The organism is Marinobacterium ramblicola (genome assembly GCF_019084545.1).
GTDB lineage: Bacteria > Pseudomonadota > Gammaproteobacteria > Pseudomonadales > Balneatricaceae > Marinobacterium_D > Marinobacterium_D ramblicola.
In genome coordinates this window covers 87,051-113,248 of the sequence record NZ_JAHREP010000014.1, presented here as the reverse complement: position 1 = coordinate 113,248, position 26,198 = coordinate 87,051, and the positions used below count along the sequence as shown (strand labels likewise).

The window sequence follows — 26,198 nt, the reverse complement described above, 5'->3', positions numbered from 1 at the left end:
GTGTGTATCTCCTAGCTGATAGAGCCTGTCCACTGCCAGGCTGCGCTCATATGCTGTGTATTCAGGTTAACGGCATCGGCGAGAGAAGCTTGAGAAAAAAATTTTGGTTTTTTTGCACTCAATCGCCACTGAGTTCAGACCATAAAAAAACCGCTGCGATTGGCAGCGGCTCTCTTATTATCTATTAGCGCATTGCACATCGCTAAAGAGACGAAGCTATGCACCTTTGGTGGGCGCGATCTGGTCCCAACCCTCTTTAAGTTCAATCAACAGCAATGCAATCTGATCAAGTTGGCTCTCGCTCTTCTCAGCCTGCGCCAGCACCAGGGAGTCCTGAATATGCTGGTAGAGCCTCTCAAGACTATCCGCCAGCTCGCCACCGGCTTCCTTGTCCAAAGCCTCCTCAAGACCACCGACGATTTTCACAGCTCGCGATATATGCTGAGAAACACCCACCGGGGTACCGGATTGCAGCTCCCCCTTGGCAGACGCAATACTTTTCAACGCGCCTTCAAACAACATCTGGATCAGCCGATGTGGCGACGCGTTGTGCAGATCCGTTTCTACATCTATCTGACGATACTGATTGATACCTTTATTCATTCGTCATCTCTTAGTCGGTCTTTAGGAGGAGCTAAGTGCTGACAGCTGCGCCAGCAAGTATGAACCGGTGGAGTTGAGCTGCGCCACCAAAGAATCCATCGCGTTGTATTGCTTGGTCAGGCTTGCCAGCATCGATTCTTCGCGTCGATCCAGGCGCTCTTGCGCACTGGTCAAGGACTCCAGCCGCGAATTCAGCCCTTTGGTCCGATCATCGAGCAACCCGGCGTACTGGGTATAACTCTCAAGCAGAGTATCCAGTGTCGGCGCGATACCGTCATCATTGGTAAAGAGCTTCGAAACGGCGGAGAAATCATCATCGAGCGCGTTTCCTAGCGCCTCTCTGTCCAGCGACATCACACCATACTGATCGATGCTGACACCCACCAGGCTAAGCGAATTGGCGCTGTCAGGTGCAGACGCCACCTGCGACGACAACACCGAGCGCATTTTGTTGTACAGAGTCCGCACCGTCGAGTCCCCCATCAGGGCGCTGGAACCCTCATTTTCGGAGGTGGATTTAACGATGGAGCGAACGTTGTTGTAGGCGTCGACCAGAGACTGGATATTGTTGGCGATCGTATCGTTATCGACCGCGACATCAAGACTGAACTTCGTTCCCGGCGCAGCGCTCTTGAGATCAAGCGTGACTCCGTCGATCGCATCAGAAACGGAGTTGGTGGAACGGCTGACCGCAAGCCCATCGATGTAAAACAGCGCATCATCGGCAGCCTGATGCTGGGTCATATTGCCCGTCGCACTGGTCGAGTCATAAATCAGCTGCGACAACCCCGATGCATCCGTCGAATTACCGTCATCATCAACGGCCGTGATGTTGATCTTGTTATCCAGACCTCCCTCAATGGAGGTCAGCATCAACCGTGCTTCAGTACCGCCGAGACCGTCATCGACGTTAACAATGGTAGCTGAAACGCTGCTGTTGCCGGTCGTGGAGTTGATAGCATCACGAATGCCGGAAAGCGAAGAGCTTGACGAGTCGATGGGAACGTCGAAACTTTCTCCACCTACGGTAAAGCTGAGCGTACCGGTGCCCACTGTATCGCCCGAAGTAGCAAAAGAACCCGCTGAGGTTATAAGCTTTTGCTGTTTTGCCAGATGATCGATCTCGATCTCGTAGCTTCCCGGCACAGCCGAACCGGTCGCACTGGCCGACAGTAGATCGCTGTTACCGACCGATACCGACCGTGACTGAAACTTGCTTGCCGTTTTCAGGTTGTCGAGCACGGACTGGAACTGCTCCAACGCACTTTTGAGTTTGCCTATCGCCGAAAGCTGACTGTTGTAGGTCGTCTTTCGCGCCGACAGAAGCTCCCGTTGCGGCTCTATCTCTGCCGCTACAATCGCGTCGACTATTGCCGCGGTATCGATACTCGATCCAATACCTGAAAACGTAATATTAGCCACTTACATACCGTCCGGAGCACGCTGTGCTCAACTATGCCTCATCGCGCAGCAGGAGTCCGCTGGATTCGGCCGTATACTGCTCTGAGATCTCCGACAAACGTTTCATCAGAGACAGGATCTCTTCCGAGGGGATCTGACGGATCACCTCCTTATTATCGGCGTTAACGACTTTGACTACGGTTTCACCCAGATCATCGTCTACCGATATGTTGAGATTGCTGCTGACGAGCTTCAGCACTTCGCCAAGCTGAGCCGCAGCCTCCTTTACCACCGAGGACTCCGGCTGTTTGTATTCCGATTTTTTCTGCGTAGCCGCCGACTCTTCTACCGCACGAGTGCCAACTTCGCTACCCTTCACGGGGCGTAGATCATTCTGAATAGTTGCCGCGTCTCTGACCACCTGACCGCGGTCACTGCCAACGCCTGTGAGTGAATCAATCGCCATGTTGATGCCTCTTTCAATCCCAAGTCCGGACGATCTTCTTCCGGGTATCTAGCCTCTTAATCGGCAGATTGAATGGGATCTTTAGCACTCAATGATCATTTATTCATCGATTATCCAGATAACTGTTCAAGGCTTTCTGTTGTTTTCTGACCTCTGACAACTGCCTGAACAGATCCTCTCGAACCAGAGCGCATTGGTGCTCGAACGCCTGTTGCTTGGCCAACAACTCCTGCGCCAATGCCAACTGCTCTTCGCTACCCTCAAGCTCTTGCCACTCGACCTGCCTGAGCAGCTTATCTTTCTCCTGCTCTAGCACGAGGATGGGCTCTACTTCGCCCTGCTGCAGCAAGTCGATCTGTTCATTCAGGATAGCATCACAGCGCTCGTAAACCGCGTTGAACTGCATCATTACCCCACGTAGTCAAACAGCGAAAGCTGCTGTATCTGCCCAAAGCTGGAGTAGGCTGCCTGGAGCGCTGTCTGCTGCTGCATCAGCTTGCTGGTGGCTTCGTAGTAATCGGTGTCCTGCACGACGGACAGGGAGTTGGTGGTAAACAGCTTGATATCGGCCAACGCTTCTCCCTGTGCCTCCAATACATTAAGCCTCGCGCCCAATTTGGAGCGCTGAGTTACGACCCCTTCGAAGAACTGATCCAGCTCTCCCTGCAGAGCAGAGATGTCATCCGAAAAGGATGTTGTCGGCGTCGTGCCATCGAGCAGTTCGATCATATCTTTGACCGTGTTCAAAATATTCGCCGTACCATCGCCGAAGATGGCACTGCCGGGATCGGTCGACGCAACGGTATTGTTTTCACCGATATCGAGAAAACGCTGGCCGTGATCGCCCTGGTACTCGTACCGGTCGGATGCGTTCAGCGCGTAGGCTGGCGCGCCGCCTTTGAAGCCAGAGAAAAGGTATTCGCCCTGAGCATCCTGGGTATTGGCTGCCGATGCCAGCTGATCCAGAATTTGGCGTAACTCCTCCGCCACGATCTCCCGGTCGGTGTCGTTCAGCGTGGCATTATTGGCCTGGATCGCCAGATCCTTGATACGCAGCACACTGTCCGACACCAGCGCCAGCGTACTCTCCTCCAGCTTCAGCCTGCGCTCGGCCACATCGACGTTGCTGGCAAACACCTCACTGCGTGCAATGACGTGCTCATACTTGTTGATCTGCGTCGCGGCCAGCGGATCGTCCGATGCCTGTGAGATTTTTTTACCGGATGCGAGCTGCTGCTGGTACTTGAACAGCTCGGCGTTACCGTTGCGCACCGTATCCAGGTTCTGGGAGAAGAACTGTTGTGTTGAAAGTCTCATACCGAACCTCCGTTACACGGCCTGGATCAGCGAATCGAAGATGCGCTGAGAGGCACTGATAATTTGGGCGGCCGCCTGGTAGGCCTGCTGGAACTGGATCAGCTTGACCGCCTCTTCATCGAGGTTGACGCCGCTGATCTCTTCGCGCTGAGCGGTGGTGTTTTTCAGTACCGCCTCGGATGCACGCAGATCGGTTTGGGCGATCTTGGTATCGATACCGACCCGCTCGATGATTCTGCCGTAGGTTTCCTGGTAGCTGCCCTCCAGGGAGGTGGCAGCCTTGGTCAGATCTGACATCAGCAGACCATTACGGTTATCCGACACGCCAACGTTGGTGATGATGTCGGAACCGTCAACGTCGAAATTGAAGTCGATAACGAAACTATCGCCATCCTGCGGCACCCCTTCGACCCGCATCACGATCTCTCCGTTCAGCGAGGGATCGGCGTTACGAATGATCAGGTTCTTGCTGTCATCGGGGTCCAGCGATATCGACAGCGCCAAGCCGTCCGAGCTAACCACCGTGTAGCCTTCCGGCACCACGGTCGAGTCTGCCGTTACCGTCAGTTGGGAGCCCGAATTAGGCATCAGCGCGGCTATCGAGTCGCGAGGATCGGTCGACTTGGGGTTTGACAGCTCGGTCAATTGAACGGTGGCAGCGCCGGTTCCATTATTGCTTGAGTCTGGCGCTACGACTACCGGCGTCGCCAGTGCCAACTGGCGACCATCCCGGATATTGACCGCGATATCATCAGCCGCCGTGCGCACCGGCTGCACCAACACGCGCTCATTGGTGGCAAAGCCACCGGAACGGGACAGATCGAGCCTGAAGCCATCGATCTGCAAGGTCAGTTCCCCGGTCGTGGAGTCAAAGAACGCTTCCCCATCCATATCCACGTCGGTGTTGGTGGCCGCAACACTGAACGAACTATCGGTCCAACTCTTGCCATCGGAGAGACGCGTCAGCCGAAAACTATCGCTGGAGGTAAAGACAAGGTCGTAATCCGACGCGTGGAGCTTGCTGCTATCGACAATCTGAACGCTACCGTCGGCGAATTCGGCCTGCACCCGCGTCGACAGCAGGTTGGCGCTGTTGATATCGGCGAACAGGTTCTGCCCCATGTTGCCGTCGAGATCCATGCCCAACTGGTGCTGCTGATTCATGCTGTCGGCAAACACGACAGCCAGCCGTCCCAGCTCATTGAGGGTCGGGTCCAGCACGTCATCACGATAGGCGAGCAGGCCGCCCAGCTCGCCGCCGCCCACCATGCCGGTCAAATCGTTCACCCGTCCGGCAAGCCGTATGCCGATCTCCTGCCGGGTCGGGTCCAGCTCGTTCGGCGTCGACACCATCGGGTTAAAGCTCTGCCCGACCACCAGCGGCTGACCGTTGCCGATGAAGATCGAGAACTCATCGCCCTGCTCAATGACATTGATGTCGACAAGCTGGGACAGCTCCTGCACCGCCTGATCACGCTGATCGAGCAGTTCGAATGCATCCTTGTTCGCGGCCTTGGCGATACGGATACGATCGTTCAGGTCGGCGATATTCAGCGCCGCGCTGTTGATCTCCTCAGCCAGCTCGCGGATACGGGTGTTGACCGTTTCGGTCTGCTGCGACACCTGGTCATAGAGATCGTTGAACCGGGTTGCCGTCGCCTGCGCCTCGGCAATAAACAGCTCCCGGTTGGTGATCGACGTCGGATCATCATTGGCGGCCTGCAAAGCAGCGAAGTAATCGTCAAGCTTTGCGGAAAGGCTGACACTGTCACTGGCCAGTGTATTGTCGAGCTGGCTCGCCATCGCCTCGAACGCCTTGGCAGCCTCGAAACGGGAGTTGTCGGCCCAGAGCCGTTGGGTGATGTACTGGTCGACGATGCGCTGGGTGCTGTCCTGCAGAACACCGCCGCCCTCCAGACTGTTGAACTGAGCGACCTGACGGTTATACCCCGGGGTATTGACGTTGGTAATGTTGTTACCAACGACGGCGAGCCCGGACTGACTCGCCCTGACACCCTGAACCCCCAAAGACAACAGACCGTAAGACATTTTCTACTCTCCCGATAATGGCACCGGAGCATCGGCGCCATTGATCAATTTATCGGCAAAAACTCAGCCTTCTTGAGGCAAATGACCGCTGCTGGCCAACTGCGTGCCATTGACTATGCGCGCGATCTTGTCGGCATATTCAGGGTCGGTTGCATAGCCTGCGCGCTGCAGCGCCTGCAGATAGCCGACCGGATCCCCTGCTTGCTGCAATGCCTCAGCGTAACGCGGATTGTTCTGGATAAAATCGACGTAATCCTCCAGGCTTTGCTGGACCGAATCGTATACTCGGAAATCAGCCCGCTCAGGGCGTGGCAACCCATCTCGATACTCCAACGTATTGACACCAACCCGTTCACCATCCCACCGGCTATCGGCCTTGATATTGAACAGGTTGTGGCTGCTGCCACCGTCCTCGCGACGGATAATCAAGCGCCCCCAACCGGTCTCAAGCGCCGCCTGTGCAACCAACACACGGGGATCCACCCCAAGGGCCTGAGCGGCTTTCTCGGCAGCCGGCAACAGCTGCTCGACAAACTGTTCCGGCGACTCGACCTGCCAGTCGGCGGGTTCGGCGCCCTCTGCTGCGGATGCAGCGGCCAGATCCTCAACCTCCGGTACGGCCGCGGTCTCTGATCTGCGCTGGGCCAGCCGGTCGCTGATCTGGTCGACAGCGCTCAGCGAATGGTTTGCCACACGTCGTGCCGCCAGGTTCAGCAGCGTTTCGTTCAGCGACTGTCCCTGGTTCAGCTTGTCGTCAATCCGCTCCTCGTCGCTGGGCAGCTGCAGCGCCTTGCGCAGCGTATCCGGCGTCATCTCCTTGCCACCCAGTTGGCGAACGATGATGTCGGCAAGCCCCAAGCCTTTACTCTGCGAAAGCTCCAGGGTCAGTTGCTGATCGAGCATGCCCTGGAAAAACTGTACATCGCTGGAGTTGAACGGATTGTCTTCGGCGAAGCTCTCCGTCGCCTGGCGCATCGACTTGAGCATCATGTTCATGAACACCTGCTCGAACTGCTCGGCAGCATTGCGCAGCGCGGCATCGCGATCACCCTTGGCCTGCGACTTTATCTTGCTCAGGCCGGTCAGATCGGTATAGAACGAGGAGTCGACCTGCCCCGGAAACTTGCTGTCCATATCAGATCACCACCAGCTCGGCTTTCAGTGCGCCAGCCTGTTTGAGCGCTTCCAGAATCGCCATCAGGTCCCCCGGTGCAACGCCCACCTGATTGACCGCCTCCACCAGATCACGCAGCGATGTACCGGTGTTGAACTCAAACATATGCCCCGAGCCCTCATCAACCTGGATACCGGTCCGCGGCGTCACCACGGTCTGGCCACCGGCCAATGGGGTATCCGGCTGGGACACTTCTGGCGCTTCGCTTATGGCGACCGTCAGACCGCCATGGGTTATGGCGACCGGCGACACCCGCACATTCTCGCCGATGATGATGGTGCCGGTGCGCGAGTTGATGATCACCTTCGCTACCTCCTTGCCCGGATCCACGCTCAGGTTCTCCAGCACCGACAGGTAGGAGACACGCTGGGACGGATCACGCGGCGCGCTGACGCGGATAGAGGTTGCATCAAGCGCACGTGCCACATCGGGTCCGAGCAATCCGTTTATCTGCTCGGCAACGCGACGGGCCGTGGTGAAATCCGGATTGTTCAGGTTCAACACCAGCGAGTCGCCCTGAGAGAAGGCGTTGGGCACCGCACGCTCGACGCTGGCTCCGTTGGGGATGCGACCGACACTGGGAATGTTCAGCGATAGGCGCGAGCCGTCATCACCGCTGACACCAAATCCGGAGACCACGAGGTTACCCTGAGCGATGGCGTAGACCTGGCCATCTGCACCCTTGAGCGGCGCCATCAGAAGGCTGCCACCACGCAGACTCTTGGCATCGCCGATCGCGGAAACGGTCACATCGATACTTTGCCCCGGCTTGGCAAAGGGTGGCAGTTCGGCATGGATCGCAACCGCAGCGATATTGTCCGACTCGGGGGACACATTGGCCGGGATCGCCACGCCAAAGTTGTTCAGCATGTTACGGAAGGTCTGCGAGGTGAAATCGGTACCATCACCCGTACCATCCAAACCTACAACCAGACCGTAGCCCACCAACTGGTTACTGCGGACACCCGACACCGTCGTAATATCCTTGAGCCGCTCCGCCTGCACCGGACTGACGAACAGCGTACAAAGCATTAATAGCGTGATGACCGTTTTCATGTTGCTCACCATCAGAAAGGAAATAGCGGGCTGATAAAGAAGCGAGCCAGCCAGCCCATGACATTGGAGTCATTCACGGCGCCGGTACCGCTGTAGGTAATACGCGCGTCCGCCAGCTTTGTCGACATCACGGTATTGGACGGATCGATATCCTGAGGCCGGATCAAGCCGCTGATGCGAATATACTCATCGCCCTGGTTCAGGGTCAGCCACTTTTCGCCCCGCACGAGCAGGTTGCCGTTCGGCCTCACCTCATGCACCGTCACGGTAATGCTGCCGGTCAGGCTATTGCTCATATCGGAACTGCCATCTCCCTCAAAGGCGTGGTTACTGCCAAGTGACGCTGACAGGGGGTTACCGAACAAGGATAGATTTTGTCCCATCACAGAGCCGACGCCCACATCGGTATTGCTGGATTTGTCCACCGAGGTCTTGCTCGATTTGGTGGACTGGGTGCTCTCCTCCAGCTCAACGGTGATGATATCGCCTACCCGGTAGGCACGCCCGTCACCATAAAGATTCATCGAGGTCGCCGCGTTATAGATCGAACCGGTTGACGGCTGAGTATTGGGCACAGGCGTTACCGGCACAGGGGCATAGTAGGGGTTGTCCGGCTTGGGCGGCGAATTGACGCACCCGGTCAGCGACATTGCACAGGCAACAGCAGCGACCCACCCCTTAATGCTCATCTACTTTCTCCCGCTTACCGTTACAGCTGCTGAGTGACGAACGACAGCATCTGGTCTGCCGTCGAGATCACTTTCGAATTTATCTCATATGCCCGCTGAGTGGTGATCATGTTGACCAGCTCCTCAACGGCATTCACGTTGGAGCCTTCCAGCATCCCCTGGAGCAGGAAGCCGGTACCCTCTTCCCCGGGCACCGCCTGCTGGGGGGCACCGCTGGCCGCCGTTTCCAGATAGAGGTTCTGGCCTATCGCCTGCAGCCCCTGAGGGTTTACGAAGTTGGCCAGCTCCAGCTGACCCACCTCCTGCGGATTGGGATCGCCTGAAACCACGACCTCTACCCGGCCATCATTGGAGATGGACATGGACAGCACGCCGTCGGGCAGGGTGATTTCCGGTTCGAGCGAGTAACCTTCGGCGGTGACCAGACGTCCTTCGCCATCCAGGTGCAGCTGCCCATTACGGGTGTAGGCGATATCGCCATTCGGCTGCCGTATCTGCAAGAACCCCTTGCCGTTGATAGCAACGTCGAACGACTCGCCGGTAACCTGAAACTCGCCCTCTTCGAACAGTTTCTGTGTGCCAACGGTACGCACCCCATTACCCAGTTGCAGACCCGAAGGGAGCTGGGAATCGGCCGCGGTATCGGCGCCGGGCTGACGGCGAACCTGGTACAGAAGATCCTCGAAAACGGCGCGGTCTTTCTTGAACCCAACCGTACTGACGTTAGCCAGGTTATTCGAAATAACCTTGAGCTGAGTATCCTGGGCGCTAAGCCCTGTCTTGGCGACATGCAGTGCACCTTGCATTCCGGTCTCCTCCTATCAGCTCAGCTGCAAGATGCGCGCAGCTGCTGTTGAATTCTCTTCCGCAGTTTTCATCATCTTCACCTGCACCTCGAATTGACGCGCCAGGCTGATGATCGATGTCATCTCTGCCACCGCATTGACGTTGCTCGATTCCAGATAGCCCGAACGTAACTGTACATTCAGGTCGATCGGCAGGGTCTGGTTGTTGTCGGCATGCATCAAACCATCCTCCCCCTTGAACAACTGTCCGGGTTCAGGGCGCACCAGCTTGATCCTGTCGATCTGCGCGAGTTCTGCCGCCTGATCCCCCTGCGGACGGATCGTTATCGTGCCATCGGAGGCGATATCGACCTTATCGGACGGCGGTATCACGATCGGTATGCCACCGTTGCCCATGACCGGCAATCCGCTGCCAGTTACCAGCTGATCGGCGGCATTGATCTGCAGCTCGCCGCCACGGGTATAGGCTTCCCGTCCGTCCGGTCCGACGACCGCAATCCAGCCCTCGCCATCGATTGCCACATCCAGATCGCGCCCCGTAGCAATGAGCGTACCGGCAGTAGTATCGGTGGCCGGCCGCTCGCTCATGGCATAGACACGGGAGGCGTAACCCTCACCCATCACGCGCATGGCGCGGGCCTGTTCCAGATCGGTCTTGAATCCGGTCGTCGTCACATTGGCAAGGTTGTTGGCATGCACGCGCTGCGCGACCATGTTCTCGCGCGCACCAGTCATCGACACGTACAACAACTTATCCATAACAGCTCCATCAGGAAAAAGATTGCCGCTTTTAGCGATCCATACCTGATTAAAGCAATCGCCGTGCCATAGAATGCAAAAAGGCGACGTCCCTTAGGGGACATCGCCTTTACTTCTAGAACCTGGAGAAAAAAGCCGTTAAATCTGCAGTATCGCCTGCGTCACGGTGTTCAGGGTTTCCAGAGTCTTGGAGTTCGCCTGGAAATTGCGCTGCCCCTCGATCAACTTGACCAGCTCGGCGGACAGATCGACGTTGGACGCCTCCAGTGCCGCTGAACGCAGGGTACCGTTCAAACCGGTACCCGGCGGGTTCAAGATGGCATCGCCGGAGGTCAGCGTCGCCGCCCACTCGGTATCGCCATTAGGCTGCAAACCGGCCTGGTTTTCAAACGTCGCCACCGCGACCACCCCCAGTGACTGGTTCTGGCCGTTACTGAACGATGCCACCATTTCACCGGTGCTGGCGAAGGTCACGCCGATCAGGTCACCCTTGGTATAACCATCCTGCAGCTGACTCTTGACGATCGAAGCCGAGGCGAACTGGGTACTGTTGCTCAGGTCCAGATCGATGGTAGTCAACGGGTTGGCGGGGTCAGCACCGGCAATGGTGATTGAAGGCACCTGCCCGCCGGCCGAGAAGTTCAAGCCATTAATGCCGCTCAGCAGACCGTTGGTCGGGTTGAACTCGACCAGGATCGGCCCCTCTTCGGTTTCGCCGCCGCCACCGCTAACGGCGGGACCGCCACCGGCCTCACCCCAATCTTTCAGCTTGCCGATATCCAGCTGCTCTTCGCCGTTGAGGTAGGCATACATCCGATACACACCGAGATAGGAGTTGTCACCTTCGGCTGTACTTTCCAAGGCGAGAGTGCCCGCCACCGAGGTCGGCTGATAGTCGGCATCATCGACATTGCCTTCGTCGGCCTTGAAGGTGATCTGCAGCTTGTACTCACCACCCTCCAGCACCGCCTGAACGGACTCGATCGCCGGATTACGATCGATGATCTCCGCTTCGCGCCCCTCGATGGTTTCCGCGATATCCTTCTTCGTTGACAGACCTGCGACGTTGATCGTCACGCCGCCAATTTCGACGGTGCTATCGCCTGCCGTCTCGTCAATGGTGTAGGTTCTGACTTCGTTGGCTGCGCGTGTCGGCGTCGAGGCGTTCTGGCGGTCGTAGCTGACTGCCGTGGTCAGCAGCGGATCCACATCCGTTACCACCATATCGCCGGAGTCGGTGTACTGCGCGAAGGTTTCGAAGGTCAGTGTACCGCCGGATAATGCAAACGACTCCTTGTCGATTCGAGGATCCCGTGCAGCGATATCATCAAGCTGGGCCGAAAGCGCCGGATTCGCCGCCGCAAAGGTGGAGTAATCAGCGTAGCTGGCGACGCTGAAATCCGTCGATGCATCAAGGGGCAGCCCCGAAATATACACAGTACCATCGGCATCGCCGGACACATCGTATTCAAACTGCTCCCTCACCGGGCGCTGCTCGGCGAGGTTGAACTTGATCGTATGCTCGTTACCCAGACTGTCGAAGGTACGCACCGTGGTCGTATAGGTAAACGAGCCGGGCTCGTCCTTGTCGTAGGTCGGCAAGAGTTCGGCCGCGTCTTTACGTGAATCGATGTTGAACGACAGATCGATACTTTCAGTCGCTTTCGGCGGGCTTTCCTTCTGCGTTACCGCCAGGTTACCGATCGGCAGACGGTTGCCATCCTCATCCAAACCGTAGCCCTGCAGGTACTTTCCGGTCTTGGAGACGATAAATCCCTCTTTATCCAGTTCAAACGCGCCTGCCCGGGTATAGGTTACGCCACCCTGACCATCATCCAGCTGGAAGAAACCCGAACCGTTGATCGCCAGATCCAGGTTGTTGTTGGTGAACTCGATGGTACCCGCTTTGAAATCCTGGGCGATATCGGTCACGGTGACGCCGGAACCGGCGACGTTGGCCGAACCTGCGCCGACCACCGACGTCGCATAGATATCACCGAACTCGGTACGGGAGGCTTTAAAGCCAATGGTACTTGAGTTTGCGATGTTGTTACCGGCCACATCCAGCATGGTAGTGGATGCCTTCAGGCCTGTAACCGCAGTGCTGAAACCTGCCATATTTCCCCCTGATTAACCGAGCTGTTTCACTTCACTCATGTCGATGGAACCGATATTGGTGTTCACCTTCATACCAATACCGTTCTGTCCGAGCGTGACGCTGTTGATATTGAAGCCCATGTAGGTCGCGACCTCTTCATATTGGCCGTCGGAACCACTGGGTACTTCTGCCACTATCCGATAGTTGCCCGGAGGCACACCCTCACCGGCCTGCCAGACGAAGTTGTGATCTCCAGGAGGCTGCGCCCCCATGCTCACTTCATCGACCATGTTGCCGCTACCATCGTAGATGGTGATCCGCACATCACTGGCACTGTTTTCCAGGCTGACCAGGCCATCCACATAGCCCTGTTCCTGGTGCAGTTGCGCGATATTGGTATTCACATAGGCCCGCTGCCCGACCATGGATGAGGCCTGCAGCGCAGTCTGACTGCTGAGCAGGGATGCACTCATATCCTCCACCGTGCCAACAAGCTGATTGATGCTCTCGACCTGGCTCATGGTCGCGATCTGCTGCATGAAATCCGCGGTATCGGCAGGACTCGTCGGATCCTGGTTCTGCAACTGAGCGATCATCAGCTTCATGAACATCTGACTGTCTTCAGCGGCCTGGCTGGTCTTCGACGTCGAGTTCTGCTGATTTTGCTGATTGATCGTTTCGTAAATATTCTGGCTATTATTGGTACCGTTAACAGTACTCATGGCACTTACCTCTCATGCCTCAATCACTGGCCAAGCGACAGCGTACGCTGCAGCATCTGCTTGGCAGTATTCATGATCTCCGCGTTGATCTGGAAAGAGCGGGAGGCGGAGATCATATCGGCCATCTCTTCGACCACATTTACATTCGGATAGTAGACATAGCCGTTCTCATCGGCCATCGGATGACTGGGTTCGTACGCCATGCGCAGAGGCGCGTCGCTCTCGACAATATCGCTGACCCTGACACCCTGGCCCGGCACCTGGCCGGAACCTATCGCGTCATAATCCGCCTCCGCCGGCATCTGCACGGTGAATATTGGCTTACGTGCGCGATAGGTATCTCCCTCGCTGGAACTGACACTGTCAGCGTTAGCCAAGTTACTGGCAGTGGTGTTCAAGCGAATGCTCTGGGCATTCATGGCCGAACCCGCGATTCCAAACACGTTAGACAGCGACATCGTTACTCACCCTTAATTGCACTTACCAACCCTTTGAACTTGCTGTTCAGCATCGTGAAAGAGCTCTGATACCGGATGGCGTTGTCACTGTAACGCGCCATCTCCTCTTGTACTTCAACCGTATTACCATCGACCGAGGGCTGAGAAGGCGTCCGGAACATCAGTTCTGCTGCGAAATCCGGCTCAATGAACTCGCCGACATGCCCAGCCTGGGTCTGTGCCGGCTCAGTGGAGAGCTGATCCTGCTCACCACGCAATACGGCGGCAAAATCGATATCTCGCGCCTTGAATCCCGGCGTATCGGCATTGGCGATATTATTGGCCAACACTTCGGCGCGGCGGGCACGCAACAGCAGTGCGTCGTCGTGGATACCCAATGCGGATTCAAAACTGATGGCCATTCAATCGCTCCTCTTCCCTTCTGCCAGGAATTAAGCAAAGCCTGTGCCATCAAACCCAAACGCCGCAGTTACAGGGCTACAAGACGCAGGACTACTCGACGGAAAGTGAAAGCGGCAAACTGATTCCGCCCCGGGCGGCAAGGGGAGGTGCCGTTGCCGCCTGACTTGCAGGCGGCGGCAAACAGCGGGGTAAGCGGTTATACGGCCTGGTAGATGATGCCGGGACGGCAGTGGATCATCTTGTAGATATCGGAAAGCCCTGATAGTGATTCGGAAGCACCAAGCAGCAGGTAGCCGCCAGGTTTGAGCTGACGGCGCATCTTGCGCAGGATCTCGAGTTTTACGTCCGACGAGAAATAGATCAGCACGTTGCGACAGAAGATGATGTCGAACTGCCCTAGCGACGTATACGGGCCCAACAGGTTGAGGTTCTGAAAGCGGACTCGCGCCTTGATCTCGGGACGGATCTGCCAACTCCCCTCACCGGATGTGAGGAAGTATTTTTTCAACCGCTCCTGCGACAACCCACGCCCCAGCGCTAGCATCTCGTACTCACCCTTCTGCGCCTGCTGCAGGATACTGGTCGAGATGTCGGTCGCCAGAATCTCTTCACCGGACAACAACGTTCCTGGATTCATGCGCTTGAACTCATCGATCACCATGCTGATCGAGTAGGGCTCCTGACCACTGGAGCAGGCCGCCGACCAGATCCTGAGCTTCTGCGCACGCCGCTCAGCCGTCAGCTCGGGCAACAGCCGCTTGGCCAGGATCTCGTAGGGGTGGATATCGCGAAACCACAGGGTTTCGTTGGTGGTCATCGCATCGATAACGCTATCCTTGAGCGCACTTGCCCCGGGCCGCTTCAGTCGGTCGACCAAGATACTGAGCGAGTCGCATGACTGCTCTTTCATGATCTTGCCCAACCGGCTCTGCACGAGATACTGCTTGTGCTCCGCCAACAGAATTCCGCAGCTCTGCTCGAGAAACTCGCTGAACTGACGGAAATCCTCCGTTGTGATTCTGAAGCGTTGATTCACCGATCGGTCCGTCATCGACTCTCGCGAACCTGGCTGATTCGATTAACCACTACCGTTGCCAGGTCATTTGGATTGAATTTGGCCAGGAACCCATCAGCCCCGACCTTTTTGACCATCGACACGTTGAAACCGCCGCTAAGCGAGGTATGCAAGACCACATGCATACGCTGCATCCGGGTGTCTTCACGAATCATAGCCGTTAGCGTGTAACCGTCCATCTCCGGCATCTCGATATCGGAGATCACCATCAGGAAGGCTTTCTCGACATCGATCCCCTTGTCAGCCATGCCCCGTAGCAGATCCCAGGCCTGCTTGCCGTTGTTGGCCGAAGTCACCTTCAAGCCGAGGCTTTCCAGCGAGCGCTGCATCTGGTTACGGGCGACGGCCGAATCATCGACGATCAGCACATGATGCTGTTGCGCCTGCTCACGCACCGACTTGTCCGCCACATCCTCGCTGACATCGGTCGCCATCGGGTAGAGGTCGGCCAGAATCTGTTCCACGTCGAGAATCTCGACCAACTTGCCATCCAGCTCAAATACCGCCGTCAGGTAGTTCTCGGAACCGATCTCCGCCGGTGGCGGCATGATCTGATCCCACTGGGTATTGAAGATACGATCCACCTTGCGTACCAGAAACGCCAGGGTGCGGCGGTTATACTCCGCTACGATCAGGAAGCACTTGCGCTGCTCGTCGGCGGGAATCGCACGCCGCCCGATCGCTTCGGATAGATCCAGTACGGGTATCGTTTCCCCACGAATGTGCGCCATCCCTTTGACCGAGGTGGTCAACCTGGGCACCTCCGTCAGTTCAGGACACTGCAGCACTTCACGCACCTTAAACACGTTGATGCCATAGCGCTGAGAGGTTTCCAGCCCAAACAACAGCAGCTCCAGCCGGTTCTGCCCTACCATCTGGGTACGTAGGTTTACACTATCCAAGATACCTGACATGATCGTTTCAAACCCCGAGGTCAGAGTAGTAATGTCGTACCGCAAAGCCCTGCTGCTTCAGGACTCCAGCGTGAACTTCCTCAAATTTATCGTTTCGTGCGTACTACTGGCCATCACACTGGCCGTTCCCGCCCGCGCACTTCTGGCCGCCGAACCGCCCAACTCTGACATAGAGAGACAAGTCGAGTCGACTATCCGTCAGCATTTTGAGACTAGAGTACCAGAGAGTCGCGTAAACGTAACAGTAAACCCTATAAACCGCACACTTTCTTTAACGCCCTGCCGGTCAACGCTGCAGATCGAACTCCCCTTCAGCGGCGGCGAGCGGGTTACCGCCAAGGTCAGCTGCGCGACCCCAAGGCCCTGGAGCATTTTCGTTACCGCCAGAGTACAGCAGTTTATCGCAGTGGTAACAGCCAGACGACCCATTACCCGGGATAGCCGAATCAGCGGCGATGCACTGGCCCTGAGCGAACAGAATATTACACGCCTGAGCGGTGGATATTACACCCGACTGCAGGATGTCGTTGGCAAAACAGCACGGGTCTCCATTAACAATGGCGAGATCATCACCGCACGGGTACTGGAACCCTCATTGGCGGTGCGCCGCGGTGACCGGGTAACGCTCGAGGTACGCAAAGGAGCGCTGCTCATTCGCACCGACGCAATCGCGCTTGAGGATGGCCGACTGAACGAACAGATCGATGTACAAAACAGTCGCTCCGGGCGCCAGGTGCGGGGCACGATTACGGCTCCCGGTGTGGTGACGCTATACTGAACGCCCGCGTCATACGACACACCTTGGCCAGCCTTCCAAGGAAACATTATACTGATGGCAGTACTCGGTACTGGTAGGCCAAAAAAATTCATCAGTTACCCTAAAGTTTTCCGAATACAGACCGATACCCTTACCCGTAACAGCTAAGAGGTATATGTGATGGCTATTGATCTTCCCGGTGTTGGCTCTACCCAGACGGGTGTGACGCGTAACAATCGGGTTAACCATGAGCAGCAGAATAACACCGCCGCTACCGGCAGTGGTGGCAGCGCTCAGCCATCGGCCGGTCCCGGTAACAGTGACACCGTCAAGATCAGCGATGCAGCACTGGCGATTCACAACGCCATACAGAACAGCGATGACGAGCCCGAGGTTAACAGCGACCGCGTGGCTGAACTGAAAAGCGCCATCGAAAGTGGAGAATACAAGGTTGATGCCGAGCGCGTTGCCAAGGGCATGCTCGCGATCGAGTCCCTGTTTAGCTGATCTCTGTTGAAGTACGACTAACCGATGTCGAACCCGCCAAATCCTGACCAACTCCACCCTCTGGTTGAACAGGGCGTGGAGTTGCTTCGCGAACTGCAAAAACGGCTGCAGGAGGAGCGCAGCGCGCTCGAAAGTCGAGATCTAGAAGCCTTACAGCGTGCCACCTCGTCCAAGGAATCACTACTGGCTGCCGTGCAGGAGAACTTCACCGCACGCCATAATCTCCTGTCCAGCCACGGCGTCGAGCTATCGGCGGAAGGCTGGGAGCAGTACCTGAACTCCCTACCGCAAGCACACGCGCTTAAATTAAGCGAACAGTGGCAGGCACTGTCCGAGACTCTGGAACAGGTTCAACAGGAAAGCAGGGTCAATCAGCAGATCATTCTGCGCGGCCAGGAGAGCACCGAGCGCCTCCTCAATATGTTGCAGGGGAAAAACCAGAAGAGCCAGCTTTACGGCAGCTCAGGAAAGAGCAACAACTTCAGCACCCAGAGCAGGATCGGCAAAGCCTGATATCCCGCTCACCGCGCCTGGCAGTAGATCCTTTTTATCGCTACAATGCGCGCCGTCTCCCCATAGTTCAATGGATAGAATAAACCCCTCCTAAGGGTTAGATCCAGGTTCGAATCCTGGTGGGGAGGCCACTACCTCAGCCCACTACCTCAGCAGAGGTCCGAGCGACCCGTCCGTCAGAAACTCTACCGACCGCGTCCGCAGCCCTTTGAACTGCAGCAATCGCTCCCGTTCGGTATCCGCCAGTTGCAGACGCTCAGTCAATCGCAGATAGCGATCGACCATCTTCAGCCGCTCCTCGCGCTTTTCCACTCCGTCGCGAGCACTCTCCAGATAGAGCTGCGCCAGGTTCAACAACGCCGCTGGATAGCCGGGATCATACTCGATCGCCATGCCGAAATACCGGATCGCCTGCGCATACTTGCCAGCCATATAGTGCTTGATACCGAGGCGGTTGACCTTGCTCGCCATCGCCTGGTCGCGCTTGGACTTGCGAGCTTCCGAGAACTGTCTGAGCTCGCTCTCAGGCTCAAGCATCGGCACCTTATCGCCGCTAAGCACCAGCTCTTCACGCGTCAGATCCAGCGGCGAGTCGAGCTGCTGATTCAACGCACGAGCTTCGCTCTTGAGCCTACTGGCCTCTTCAGGCTCTGCCAAATCATGCGCAACCTGGCTACGCAACAAGGCGGTGCGCACATTTAGCGCCGGATCACGGGGAAAACGGAACTCCGCGGTGTTCAGCAGGGTGTCCACCTCGTTTCTGAGATCCAACACCTGCCTAGACTGAGCTCCCTTCATCTCCAAACGACGCACATTGGCCAGGCGAAGAAAAGGCTCAGCGGAGCGGTAACAGCTTTGCCGCCCCAAGACGATTGAGCGCTTATAGGCCCCATCAGCGACATCCAGAGCATCGGTCTGCATCGCGACACGCCCCAACTCCATCTGCCGGGGAATGCCCAGAGGCGCCTTTTCCGTTGCTTCCTTCAGCGTATCCCTGGCGTGATGCAGCTGCCCATCACGCTCAAGCACTCGCGCCAAGAGATCATAGGCCGCGATCAACAGCGGGTGCGTCTCGATCAGCTTGCTCAACAGCTCCGCGGCCTCTTTAAGCCGATCAAGAAGGTAAAGCGCTTTCGCCATGATCAGCCCGGTATCCTTATCTTCCCCCTGCCAGTACTGCCGCTCGAGAAACTCGTACGCCTCCTGCACCCGTCCAAGATCGATCAAGCACTGGGCTTTCAAGCGTCTGGCCTGATCAAAGCAGGGGTGGGCACGCGGTATATCTTCACAGGCATCGATGGCGGCCTCCAGATCACCGATCTCGATCGCCTGCTCGACGGGGTACAGCATGCGCTTGCGCGAAACCAGCTGATCGAGGCGCTGCTTCAGCTCGTCAACAGAAAAGGGTTTGGTCAACAGCGCATCGGGACGACTGTCGATCGCATGCAGGACCACCTCCTGCGATGCGTCCGAGGTCATGAACACCCAAACAGCGGTCGGTCTGACGTAACCACGAAAACGCGCTTCCTCCAGCAGCTGCAATCCACTTACGGCGTCGCTGCTGTTATGCCCGAGCAAAATAATATCGAACGACTCTTCGCGTATGGCCTCCAAAACCCGGTCGTTAACCGTCTTTGCAACCAGATTCTGAACGCCGAGTTCACGCAGCATGTAAAAGATGGTCGCGCGCATATTGCCGCTGCTTTCGACCAGCAGAACCTTTTTGTCGGCGTAATTGATTTTTGATGGAGCCACAGATCCCTGCTCACCCTACTGAACCGGACAAATTTACCGATACGCACTAAGAGAAGATGACGGTTTATTGAGTATACAGAGGGTTGCAGCCCGTGCGGAAGCAAGCAGGTTTAAAAACCTGGCAAAGAAAAAGGCACCGGTGTCGGGTGAAAACACGCGGTGCCAAAGACAGTTCTATGCTGTAGGTACAGAGTACTTAAGTTTCGGCCTGCACATCATGATCTGAGTCAACTCCTGGAGTATCGAGCACCACTCTTTCTCGCCATTATTAGTCAAGCTGCATTTAGGACGGTATATAACAAGTTAAGACCTATGCCTAAGGGGAGAGCGAGCGCTTTTCACCTACAATAGGCGGCAGATTGAGACAGTGGAAAAATAATGACAACAGCATTCGTCAGCCACCAGGATTGCAGCTTGCACAATATGGGTCCGGAGCATCCGGAAAGCCCGGTCAGATTGCATGCAATTCGCCGCGTACTTGAACGCACCGGCCTGCTCGACAGGCTTTTACAACTTGAAGCCGTACCGGTCACCGCTGAACAGATCCGCCTGGCACACGCCGATCTGCACCAGACGCGACTGGAGATGAAACTGCCGGAGCAGGGGGTCGTCTATACCGACGAGGACACAGCCCTGTGTCCCGACTCCCTGCATGCGGCCAATCTGGCAGCCGGTGGGGCTGTGCTTGCAACTGAGGCCGTGCTCAACGGCTCGGTCCGCAACGCCTTCGTCGCCGTACGCCCTCCCGGGCATCACGCAGAGTACAAAAGTGCGATGGGCTTCTGTTTTTACAACAATGTTGCCATCGCGGCATGCCGTGCACTTCAGCACCAGGGAATCGAGCGCGTCGCCATTCTCGATTTCGACGTGCACCACTGCAATGGAACCGTCGATATATTTCAGAATCGGCCGGAAGTCCTGGTGTGTTCGACCTTCCAACACCCCTATTATCCGGAGCGCTATACCGAAATCGAGCGCCCCAACATCATCAACTGCCCGCTGGCCGCGTTCAGCCCGGCCAGCGATTGGCGCGATGCCATCGAACAGCGCTGGCTACCCGCGTTGCATGCCCACAAGCCCGACATGATATTCATCTCTGCGGGATTCGACGCCCACAAGGAGGATCCCATGGCCGACCTGAATCTGGAGGAGGAGGATTACCGCTGGGTAACCGAGCAGATACTGTCGGCTGCCGATTCGCTGTGCGGTGGACGCGTCGTATCGGTACTCGAAGGCGGCTACAACCCGGTCGCCCTCGCCTTCAGCGTCCTTGCCCACATCGAGGCGCTGAGCGCCGAATAACTACGCAGCAGGAACGAAAAAGGACTGCACCGGGCAGCCCTTTTTCCAACCTCCGGCGTTAGCCGACAAACTTGATCATCACACCTGCGGCAACCGCGGAGCCGATAACCCCGGCCACGTTGGGTCCCATGGCATGCATCAGCAGGAAGTTCTGCGGATTCGCTTCCAGGCCCAGCTTGTTGGACACACGGGCGGCCATCGGTACAGCCGATACCCCTGCCGAACCGATCAGCGGGTTGATCGCATTGCCACCCTCGAGCTTATTCATCAGCTTCGCCATCAACACGCCACAAGCAGTACCGATACCGAAGGCAACAACCCCCAGTACCAGAATGCCCAACGTTTCCAGATCCAGGAACTTGTCGGCGCTGAGTTTGGAGCCGACAGACAGGCCAAGGAAGATGGTCACAATGTTGATCAGCGCGTTCTGGGCAGTGTCACTGAGACGATCAACCACGCCGCACTCACGCATCAGGTTACCGAAGCAGAACATCCCCAGCAGCGGTGCCGCATCCGGCAGCAGCAGGGCCACCAGTATCAGCAGTACCAGCGGGAACAGAATCTTCTCTGTCTTCGACACATGACGCAGCTGAGTCATTTTGATCTTGCGCTCAGACTCGGTGGTCAGCAGGCGCATGATGGGTGGCTGAATCAGCGGTACCAGTGCCATGTAGGAGTAAGCTGCTACAGCAATCGCGCCCAGTAGGTGCGGCGCCAACAGACTGGCCACATAGATCGCGGTGGGACCATCAGCACCACCAATGATACCGATTGCTGCAGCATCCTGGATGCTGAAATCCATGACACCGAGCATCGTCAACGCTACAGCGCCCATGATGGTGGCGAAGATACCGAACTGAGCCGCCGCGCCCAGGAACAGAGTCTTGGGGTTTGCCAGCAGCGGGCCGAAATCGGTCATCGCACCGACACCCATGAAGATGACCAGAGGTGCAGCACCCGAGGCGATGGCGACCAGGTAGAAGTTATACAGCATGCCGTTGCTATAACCGGCATCGAGGGCAACATCGGTTGCCGCGGTATGCACGGAGTGCGAGGCCGCCTTGTACGCATGCAGCAGTGCTTGAGGATCTGCACCATCCACGCCAAGCGCAGCGGCAAGCCCGGTCAACACTTCCGGCTTTGCAAAGTGAATCGCATTCTCCACCGCCGAAAACGCCAGACCGGCTTCCGGGATATTCGCCAGAATACCGCCAAAGCCGATCGGCACCAACAACAGAGGCTCAAAGTTCTTGCGGATCGCAAGAAACAGCAGCACCAGACCGATCACAATCATGAACGCCTGACCGGCGCTGATGTTGTATATGCCCGATGCCGTAAACAGACTGAGTAGCTTATCCATTACTCACACCTTTTGCGGATCAAGCCAGGGTAACGAGTGAATCGCCGACCTGTACGGCATCACCTTCTTTGACATCGATGGACACGATATGGCCAGCACGCGCCGCACGCACTTCGGTCTCCATCTTCATCGCTTCCAGGATCACCAGTACATCGCCTTCCTGAACCGACTCGCCAGCGCTGACCATTACCTTCCATATGTTGCCAGCCAGGGGCGCAGGAACCTCCTCACCACTACCAGCCGCCGGAGCCGGAGCTGCTGATGCAGCAGGTGCCTGTGCGACGTTGGTGATATCGCCACCCTCGGCTACCTGTACCACGTAGCTCTGGCCATTTACGGTGATGGTGTAGACTTCCGGTCCGGATTTCTTCGGTGCAGACATGGCTTTAGCGTCCTCAAGCGTCGGTGCGGGTTCAAAGGCGTCGGGATTGCCGCGGTTTTCCAGGAATTTAAGACCAATTTGAGGGAATAGAGCATAGGTCAGGACATCGTCGATTTCGCGCTCGCCCTGCTCCAGTTTGATCCCCTTTTCGCCGGACAGCTGTTTCAGTTCGCCAACCAGCTTGTCCATCTCGGGTTGCAGCAGATCTGCCGGACGGCAGGTAATCGGCTCACCGCCGGCAAGCACACGCGCCTGAAGTTCGGCATTGAATGGCGCGGGGGCCGCACCGTACTCACCCTTGAGCACGCCCTGCACCTCTTTGGAGATGGTCTTGTAGCGCTCGCCCATCAGCACATTGATCACCGCCTGCGTACCGACGATCTGGGAGGTCGGCGTTACCAGCGGGATATAGCCAAGATCTTCGCGAACACGCGGGATCTCATGCAGCACTTCATCAAACTTGTCGGAAGCGCCTTGCTCACGCAGCTGGCTCTCCATATTGGTCAACATCCCACCCGGGACCTGGGCCACCAGGATGCGGGAGTCGGTACCGCGCAGAGAGCCCTCGAATTTCGCGTACTTCTTCCGCACTTCGCGGAAGTAGTGAGCGATCTCTTCCAGCAGCAACAGATCGAGACCGGTATCCCGGTCGGTACCGGCCAGCGCGGCAACAACGGACTCGGTCGCGGTGTGGCCGTAGGTCATCGACATGGAGGAGATCGCGGTATCGACGCGGTCGATACCGGCTTCGACAGCCTTGAGAATGGTCATATCGGACAGACCGGCGGTCGCATGTGCATGCAGCTGCACCTCAAGACCGGTCTGTGCTTTCAGGCGTGAAACGAGATCGAAAGCACCATAAGGCGTCAGGATGCCCGACATATCCTTGATCGCAATGGAATCGGCGCCCATCTCTTCCAGCGTTTTAGCGTACTCGACCCACATCTCGATGGTGTGCACCGGACTGGTGGTATAGGAGATGGTGCCCTGCGCATGCTTACCGGTGGCCTTGACCGCCCTGATCGCGGTTTCCAGGTTGCGCGGATCGTTCATCGCATCGAAGATACGGAACACATCGATACCGCTGACCGCGGCGCGCTCAACGAACTTTTCCACCACGTCATCGGCATAATGGCGGTAGCCCAGCAGGTTCTGGCCACGCAGCAGCATCTGCTGACGGGTATTCGGCATGACGGCTTTCAACTCGCGAATGCGAGCCCAGGGATCCTCACCCAGATAACGGATGCAGGAATCGAAGGTCGCGCCCCCCCAGCTTTCGAGGGACCAGTAACCGACCTTGTCGAGTTTCTCGGCGATCGGCAACATATCATCGAGTCGCAGACGAGTCGCAAACAGGGACTGATGCGCATCTCGCAGCACGACGTCGGTAATGCCTAGTGCTTTCTTAGCGTCGGACATGGGATTGGCCTTATCTCAATCTCGTTTATGGTTATAGGTGCTGCTTACGAGCGGTATTTATGCACGGCTGCGGTCATAACGGCGATCAGCTCGTCGTTTTTTGCCCCACTATTCGCCTTGGGCAGAGCGCTAGCATTTGCGCGCGCGCGCTTGGCCTGGGGCGCAGGGGCCGGCATATACTTGTTGACCAGCTTCGACATGAAACCGGTGCTGATAACCAGCAGCGTCAGAAAGACAAAGACGAAACCCATACCGAAGACCAGCAGTTCAAGGCCTTCTGATAGCAGATTATCCATCTATGGGTGCTCCTGTTCGTTACGTAACCCTTTCGCCCATCAGCGGCTTTTGGTCGCGCGGACTGCACATCTGTGGGCAGTCTCATGATGGACAGATGAACCGGCTTGCCGGAAACTTGTCACCAAGACATGTAAACCAACGAAACCGAGCGGGTTATTCTGCCCATAGAGGTAATGCAAAAGCAACATCGTCGACATTATGTAATTTTTTTACAAAAATCACCGATAATCAAAACCTTATCAGTACAATAAGGTTTTGATTATGAGTACTCCTGAGCCTTGCCGCTCCTGCGCATCCATGTGCTCGCAGGACAAATACCTCCATGTACAAAAAAGCCGCTCATTTAGGAGCGGCTAGTCGAAAGACACCGATATTGGGATATCCCTTTTCCGTCAGATGCTGCGCATGCATCTGACTCATAACACCTTTTTCGCAATAAAGCAGGTATTTCCGACGCTTGTCGAGCAATTCAATCTCTTGCTCCAACTTATAAAACGGGATCTTCAATATGTCACAACCCGGCATATTGAGCGGCTTTCTCTCCTCTTCCTGAGGTGCGCGGATATCGACAATAACCTGATCCACGTCAACCCGGGTCAACGCCTCGATCTCAGAGTTGATATTTTGATTTTCCACAATCTCATCGATGCTGATCACTTCAGCCGCCGCCAGCGCCCGATCCAGCACCTCAAAGTCAAACCCCCGCTCCTCCCGCTCGACGCGATCACGCTTGGCCGCCGTTGTAGGCTTATCCGAGATCACGCCGCAGAACTCCGGCATCGCGCTGGCAAACTCAAAGGCACCTAGCGCACGACATTGATCGATGATATCGGGCTTGTCCATGGTGATCAGCGGACGCAGTACCAGATGCTCCGCTACGTTATCGATCAGACTCAGGTTGGGCAGCGTCTGACTCGACACCTGGGCGATACTCTCGCCGGTTACCAGCGCCGGGATATTCATGCGATCGGCGACACGGTCGGCGGCCCGCATCATCATCCGCTTGAGCACAACACCCATATGCGAGCGATCGATACTCTGCAGAATCTCACCCACCACCTCTTCGAAGGGCACGGTGATAAATTTGACCCGCGCGGATGAGCCATAGCGACGCCACAGATACAGCGATACCTGTTTTACGCCGATCTCGTGCGCATAACCGCCCAGATTGAAAAACAGAAAGTGGGTCTTGCAACCGCGACGCATGGTCATCCAGGACGCGACGATGGAATCGAAGCCTCCGGAGATCAGCGACAACACCGGCTCCTGGGTGCCCAGCGGATAACCGCCGATCCCCTTGTGGATCTGCGATATGATAAACAGCCTGTCGTCCCGCACCTCAAGATCGACCCAGACCTCCGGCTTATGCACATCGACGCCAGCGGCCTCGGTATGCTGACGCAGACCTCCGCCGACATAACGCTCCAACTCCACCGAAGTGAACTCGTGCTTACCGCTGCGGCGCACGCGCACCTTGAAGGTCTTGCCCTTGATACGCTCGGCATACGCCTGCCGAGTCAGCTCGTAGACCTGATGAAAATCACCCAGTGGGTATTGCTCCACTTCGAGGAAATTCTGGATACCCGGTATTCTGGCCATGGCATCAACCAGGGCATCACGAACGGCAGCGACGTCACCAACGGCCTCGTGATCAAAGGTAACTTCGAGCTTATCCCAAAAGCTACTCACTTTCGCACTCGGCTCTATCCGCGCCAGGATAATCTGAATATTGTTCTGCAGACGTGCGATCAGACGCTTGCGAACCGGGCGGCTCTTGATCGTAATCTCTGGAAACAGCTTGATAATGAATTTCATGGGAAATGTATGCGGGGGAAATAAGTGGCGCGCCCGAGAGGATTCGAACCTCTGACCGCCTGGTTCGTAGCCAGGTACTCTATCCAGCTGAGCTACGGGCGC

General features: G+C 56.7%; 26 protein-coding genes and 2 tRNA genes. 5 read left to right on the top strand and 23 right to left on the bottom strand.

What is annotated here, in order from left to right:
- Window positions 1-216: 216 nt before the first annotated feature.
- The 17 genes from fliS to KQ940_RS12395 form a co-directional block, all read right to left on the bottom strand.
- Window positions 217-603: a flagellar export chaperone FliS gene (fliS, locus tag KQ940_RS12475; RefSeq protein ID WP_217413968.1), complete on the bottom strand. Its 387-nt coding sequence runs from the start codon at window positions 601-603 to the stop codon at window positions 217-219.
- A 21-nt stretch (window positions 604-624) separates the two neighbouring features.
- Window positions 625-2,025 carry a flagellar filament capping protein FliD gene (fliD, locus tag KQ940_RS23080; protein ID WP_217413967.1) on the bottom strand — a complete coding sequence of 467 codons (1,401 nt, stop codon included), beginning with the start codon at window positions 2,023-2,025 and terminating at the stop codon, window positions 625-627.
- A 31-nt stretch (window positions 2,026-2,056) separates the two neighbouring features.
- The gene (locus KQ940_RS12465) at window positions 2,057-2,470 is read right to left on the bottom strand and encodes a flagellar protein FlaG (protein WP_217413966.1); all 414 of its coding nucleotides are present in this window, start codon (window positions 2,468-2,470) and stop codon (window positions 2,057-2,059) included.
- Between the two features lie 103 nt (window positions 2,471-2,573).
- A complete protein-coding gene (locus KQ940_RS12460) occupies window positions 2,574-2,876 on the bottom strand; it encodes a hypothetical protein (RefSeq protein ID WP_217413965.1) in 303 nt (100 codons plus the stop codon).
- Between the two features lie 2 nt (window positions 2,877-2,878).
- Window positions 2,879-3,787, bottom strand: coding sequence for a flagellar hook-associated protein FlgL (gene flgL, locus KQ940_RS12455; RefSeq protein ID WP_217413964.1), 909 nt, complete (start codon window positions 3,785-3,787; stop codon window positions 2,879-2,881).
- A gap of 12 nt (window positions 3,788-3,799) precedes the next feature.
- A complete protein-coding gene (gene flgK, locus KQ940_RS12450; RefSeq protein WP_217413963.1) occupies window positions 3,800-5,836 on the bottom strand; it encodes a flagellar hook-associated protein FlgK in 2,037 nt (678 codons plus the stop codon).
- 63 nt (window positions 5,837-5,899) lie between these two features.
- Window positions 5,900-6,970, bottom strand: a complete 1,071-nt coding sequence (flgJ, locus tag KQ940_RS12445; RefSeq protein ID WP_217413962.1) for a flagellar assembly peptidoglycan hydrolase FlgJ — start codon at window positions 6,968-6,970, stop codon at window positions 5,900-5,902.
- A 1-nt stretch (window position 6,971) separates the two neighbouring features.
- Window positions 6,972-8,066, bottom strand: a complete 1,095-nt coding sequence (locus KQ940_RS12440) for a flagellar basal body P-ring protein FlgI (RefSeq protein WP_217413961.1) — start codon at window positions 8,064-8,066, stop codon at window positions 6,972-6,974.
- Between the two features lie 11 nt (window positions 8,067-8,077).
- Entirely contained in the window at window positions 8,078-8,755 is a 678-nt protein-coding gene (gene flgH, locus KQ940_RS12435) for a flagellar basal body L-ring protein FlgH (protein ID WP_217413960.1), read from the bottom strand.
- 20 nt (window positions 8,756-8,775) lie between these two features.
- Entirely contained in the window at window positions 8,776-9,561 is a 786-nt protein-coding gene (gene flgG, locus KQ940_RS12430; RefSeq protein WP_217413959.1) for a flagellar basal-body rod protein FlgG, read from the bottom strand.
- Between the two features lie 15 nt (window positions 9,562-9,576).
- Window positions 9,577-10,320 carry a flagellar basal-body rod protein FlgF gene (gene flgF / locus KQ940_RS12425; RefSeq protein ID WP_217413958.1) on the bottom strand — a complete coding sequence of 248 codons (744 nt, stop codon included), beginning with the start codon at window positions 10,318-10,320 and terminating at the stop codon, window positions 9,577-9,579.
- 138 nt (window positions 10,321-10,458) lie between these two features.
- The gene (locus KQ940_RS12420; protein WP_217413956.1) at window positions 10,459-12,438 is read right to left on the bottom strand and encodes a flagellar hook protein FlgE; all 1,980 of its coding nucleotides are present in this window, start codon (window positions 12,436-12,438) and stop codon (window positions 10,459-10,461) included.
- A gap of 12 nt (window positions 12,439-12,450) precedes the next feature.
- The gene (locus KQ940_RS12415; RefSeq protein WP_217413955.1) at window positions 12,451-13,140 is read right to left on the bottom strand and encodes a flagellar hook capping FlgD N-terminal domain-containing protein; all 690 of its coding nucleotides are present in this window, start codon (window positions 13,138-13,140) and stop codon (window positions 12,451-12,453) included.
- A gap of 23 nt (window positions 13,141-13,163) precedes the next feature.
- Complete coding sequence (flgC, locus tag KQ940_RS12410) at window positions 13,164-13,598, bottom strand: flagellar basal body rod protein FlgC (RefSeq protein WP_217413954.1); 435 nt, start codon at window positions 13,596-13,598, stop codon at window positions 13,164-13,166.
- A gap of 2 nt (window positions 13,599-13,600) precedes the next feature.
- A complete protein-coding gene (flgB, locus tag KQ940_RS12405) occupies window positions 13,601-13,999 on the bottom strand; it encodes a flagellar basal body rod protein FlgB (protein WP_217413953.1) in 399 nt (132 codons plus the stop codon).
- Between the two features lie 197 nt (window positions 14,000-14,196).
- The gene (locus tag KQ940_RS12400; RefSeq protein WP_217413952.1) at window positions 14,197-15,051 is read right to left on the bottom strand and encodes a CheR family methyltransferase; all 855 of its coding nucleotides are present in this window, start codon (window positions 15,049-15,051) and stop codon (window positions 14,197-14,199) included.
- Window positions 15,048-15,989, bottom strand: a complete 942-nt coding sequence (locus tag KQ940_RS12395) for a chemotaxis protein CheV (RefSeq protein ID WP_217413951.1) — start codon at window positions 15,987-15,989, stop codon at window positions 15,048-15,050. Before KQ940_RS12395 ends, KQ940_RS12400 begins: the two co-directional genes overlap by 4 nt.
- Before the next feature lie 31 nt (window positions 15,990-16,020).
- Between KQ940_RS12395 and flgA the strand changes: the two genes are divergently transcribed.
- The 4 genes from flgA (at window position 16,021) to KQ940_RS12375 (ending at window position 17,897) form a co-directional block, all read left to right on the top strand.
- Window positions 16,021-16,767 (top strand): flagellar basal body P-ring formation chaperone FlgA, encoded by a 747-nt coding sequence (flgA, locus tag KQ940_RS12390; protein WP_217413950.1) that lies wholly within the window; start codon window positions 16,021-16,023, stop codon window positions 16,765-16,767.
- 159 nt (window positions 16,768-16,926) lie between these two features.
- Window positions 16,927-17,253, top strand: a complete 327-nt coding sequence (gene flgM, locus KQ940_RS12385) for a flagellar biosynthesis anti-sigma factor FlgM (RefSeq protein WP_217413949.1) — start codon at window positions 16,927-16,929, stop codon at window positions 17,251-17,253.
- Between the two features lie 24 nt (window positions 17,254-17,277).
- Window positions 17,278-17,766 carry a flagella synthesis protein FlgN gene (locus KQ940_RS12380; protein ID WP_217413948.1) on the top strand — a complete coding sequence of 163 codons (489 nt, stop codon included), beginning with the start codon at window positions 17,278-17,280 and terminating at the stop codon, window positions 17,764-17,766.
- A gap of 56 nt (window positions 17,767-17,822) precedes the next feature.
- Window positions 17,823-17,897: transfer RNA gene (locus tag KQ940_RS12375), tRNA-Arg, on the top strand.
- Between the two features lie 13 nt (window positions 17,898-17,910).
- Here KQ940_RS12375 and KQ940_RS12370 read toward each other — a convergent pair.
- Window positions 17,911-19,521, bottom strand: a complete 1,611-nt coding sequence (locus KQ940_RS12370) for a tetratricopeptide repeat protein (RefSeq protein WP_217413947.1) — start codon at window positions 19,519-19,521, stop codon at window positions 17,911-17,913.
- Between the two features lie 378 nt (window positions 19,522-19,899).
- Between KQ940_RS12370 and KQ940_RS12365 the strand changes: the two genes are divergently transcribed.
- Window positions 19,900-20,823, top strand: a complete 924-nt coding sequence (locus KQ940_RS12365) for a histone deacetylase family protein (protein ID WP_217413946.1) — start codon at window positions 19,900-19,902, stop codon at window positions 20,821-20,823.
- A 58-nt stretch (window positions 20,824-20,881) separates the two neighbouring features.
- Here KQ940_RS12365 and KQ940_RS12360 read toward each other — a convergent pair whose 3' ends face one another.
- The 5 genes from KQ940_RS12360 to KQ940_RS12340 form a co-directional block, all read right to left on the bottom strand.
- Window positions 20,882-22,183: a sodium ion-translocating decarboxylase subunit beta gene (locus KQ940_RS12360; RefSeq protein ID WP_217413945.1), complete on the bottom strand. Its 1,302-nt coding sequence runs from the start codon at window positions 22,181-22,183 to the stop codon at window positions 20,882-20,884.
- Between the two features lie 19 nt (window positions 22,184-22,202).
- Window positions 22,203-23,984, bottom strand: coding sequence for a sodium-extruding oxaloacetate decarboxylase subunit alpha (oadA, locus tag KQ940_RS12355; protein WP_217413944.1), 1,782 nt, complete (start codon window positions 23,982-23,984; stop codon window positions 22,203-22,205).
- A 44-nt stretch (window positions 23,985-24,028) separates the two neighbouring features.
- The gene (locus tag KQ940_RS12350; protein WP_217413942.1) at window positions 24,029-24,280 is read right to left on the bottom strand and encodes an OadG family protein; all 252 of its coding nucleotides are present in this window, start codon (window positions 24,278-24,280) and stop codon (window positions 24,029-24,031) included.
- Between the two features lie 340 nt (window positions 24,281-24,620).
- Complete coding sequence (gene thiI / locus KQ940_RS12345) at window positions 24,621-26,096, bottom strand: tRNA uracil 4-sulfurtransferase ThiI (RefSeq protein WP_217413941.1); 1,476 nt, start codon at window positions 26,094-26,096, stop codon at window positions 24,621-24,623.
- A 25-nt stretch (window positions 26,097-26,121) separates the two neighbouring features.
- Window positions 26,122-26,198, bottom strand: a tRNA-Arg gene (locus KQ940_RS12340).

Coding starts and splice junctions, on each gene's coding strand:
- thiI (WP_217413941.1), bottom strand. CDS start 26,096: ATGAAATTCATTATCAAGCTGTTTCCAGAGATTACGATCAAGAGCCGC.
- flgC (WP_217413954.1), bottom strand. CDS start 13,598: ATGTCGCTGTCTAACGTGTTTGGAATCGCGGGTTCGGCCATGAATGCC.
- KQ940_RS12400 (WP_217413952.1), bottom strand. CDS start 15,051: ATGACGGACCGATCGGTGAATCAACGCTTCAGAATCACAACGGAGGAT.
- KQ940_RS12380 (WP_217413948.1), top strand. CDS start 17,278: ATGTCGAACCCGCCAAATCCTGACCAACTCCACCCTCTGGTTGAACAG.
- KQ940_RS12460 (WP_217413965.1), bottom strand. CDS start 2,876: ATGCAGTTCAACGCGGTTTACGAGCGCTGTGATGCTATCCTGAATGAA.
- flgK (WP_217413963.1), bottom strand. CDS start 5,836: ATGTCTTACGGTCTGTTGTCTTTGGGGGTTCAGGGTGTCAGGGCGAGT.
- flgH (WP_217413960.1), bottom strand. CDS start 8,755: ATGAGCATTAAGGGGTGGGTCGCTGCTGTTGCCTGTGCAATGTCGCTG.
- flgL (WP_217413964.1), bottom strand. CDS start 3,787: ATGAGACTTTCAACACAACAGTTCTTCTCCCAGAACCTGGATACGGTG.
- KQ940_RS12395 (WP_217413951.1), bottom strand. CDS start 15,989: ATGTCAGGTATCTTGGATAGTGTAAACCTACGTACCCAGATGGTAGGG.
- oadA (WP_217413944.1), bottom strand. CDS start 23,984: ATGTCCGACGCTAAGAAAGCACTAGGCATTACCGACGTCGTGCTGCGA.
- flgM (WP_217413949.1), top strand. CDS start 16,927: ATGGCTATTGATCTTCCCGGTGTTGGCTCTACCCAGACGGGTGTGACG.
- flgG (WP_217413959.1), bottom strand. CDS start 9,561: ATGCAAGGTGCACTGCATGTCGCCAAGACAGGGCTTAGCGCCCAGGAT.
- KQ940_RS12365 (WP_217413946.1), top strand. CDS start 19,900: ATGACAACAGCATTCGTCAGCCACCAGGATTGCAGCTTGCACAATATG.
- KQ940_RS12360 (WP_217413945.1), bottom strand. CDS start 22,183: ATGGATAAGCTACTCAGTCTGTTTACGGCATCGGGCATATACAACATC.
- KQ940_RS12440 (WP_217413961.1), bottom strand. CDS start 8,066: ATGAAAACGGTCATCACGCTATTAATGCTTTGTACGCTGTTCGTCAGT.
- KQ940_RS12420 (WP_217413956.1), bottom strand. CDS start 12,438: ATGGCAGGTTTCAGCACTGCGGTTACAGGCCTGAAGGCATCCACTACC.
- KQ940_RS12465 (WP_217413966.1), bottom strand. CDS start 2,470: ATGGCGATTGATTCACTCACAGGCGTTGGCAGTGACCGCGGTCAGGTG.
- flgB (WP_217413953.1), bottom strand. CDS start 13,999: ATGGCCATCAGTTTTGAATCCGCATTGGGTATCCACGACGACGCACTG.
- flgF (WP_217413958.1), bottom strand. CDS start 10,320: ATGGATAAGTTGTTGTACGTGTCGATGACTGGTGCGCGCGAGAACATG.
- flgA (WP_217413950.1), top strand. CDS start 16,021: ATGTCGTACCGCAAAGCCCTGCTGCTTCAGGACTCCAGCGTGAACTTC.
- KQ940_RS12415 (WP_217413955.1), bottom strand. CDS start 13,140: ATGAGTACTGTTAACGGTACCAATAATAGCCAGAATATTTACGAAACG.
- fliS (WP_217413968.1), bottom strand. CDS start 603: ATGAATAAAGGTATCAATCAGTATCGTCAGATAGATGTAGAAACGGAT.
- KQ940_RS12350 (WP_217413942.1), bottom strand. CDS start 24,280: ATGGATAATCTGCTATCAGAAGGCCTTGAACTGCTGGTCTTCGGTATG.
- flgJ (WP_217413962.1), bottom strand. CDS start 6,970: ATGGACAGCAAGTTTCCGGGGCAGGTCGACTCCTCGTTCTATACCGAT.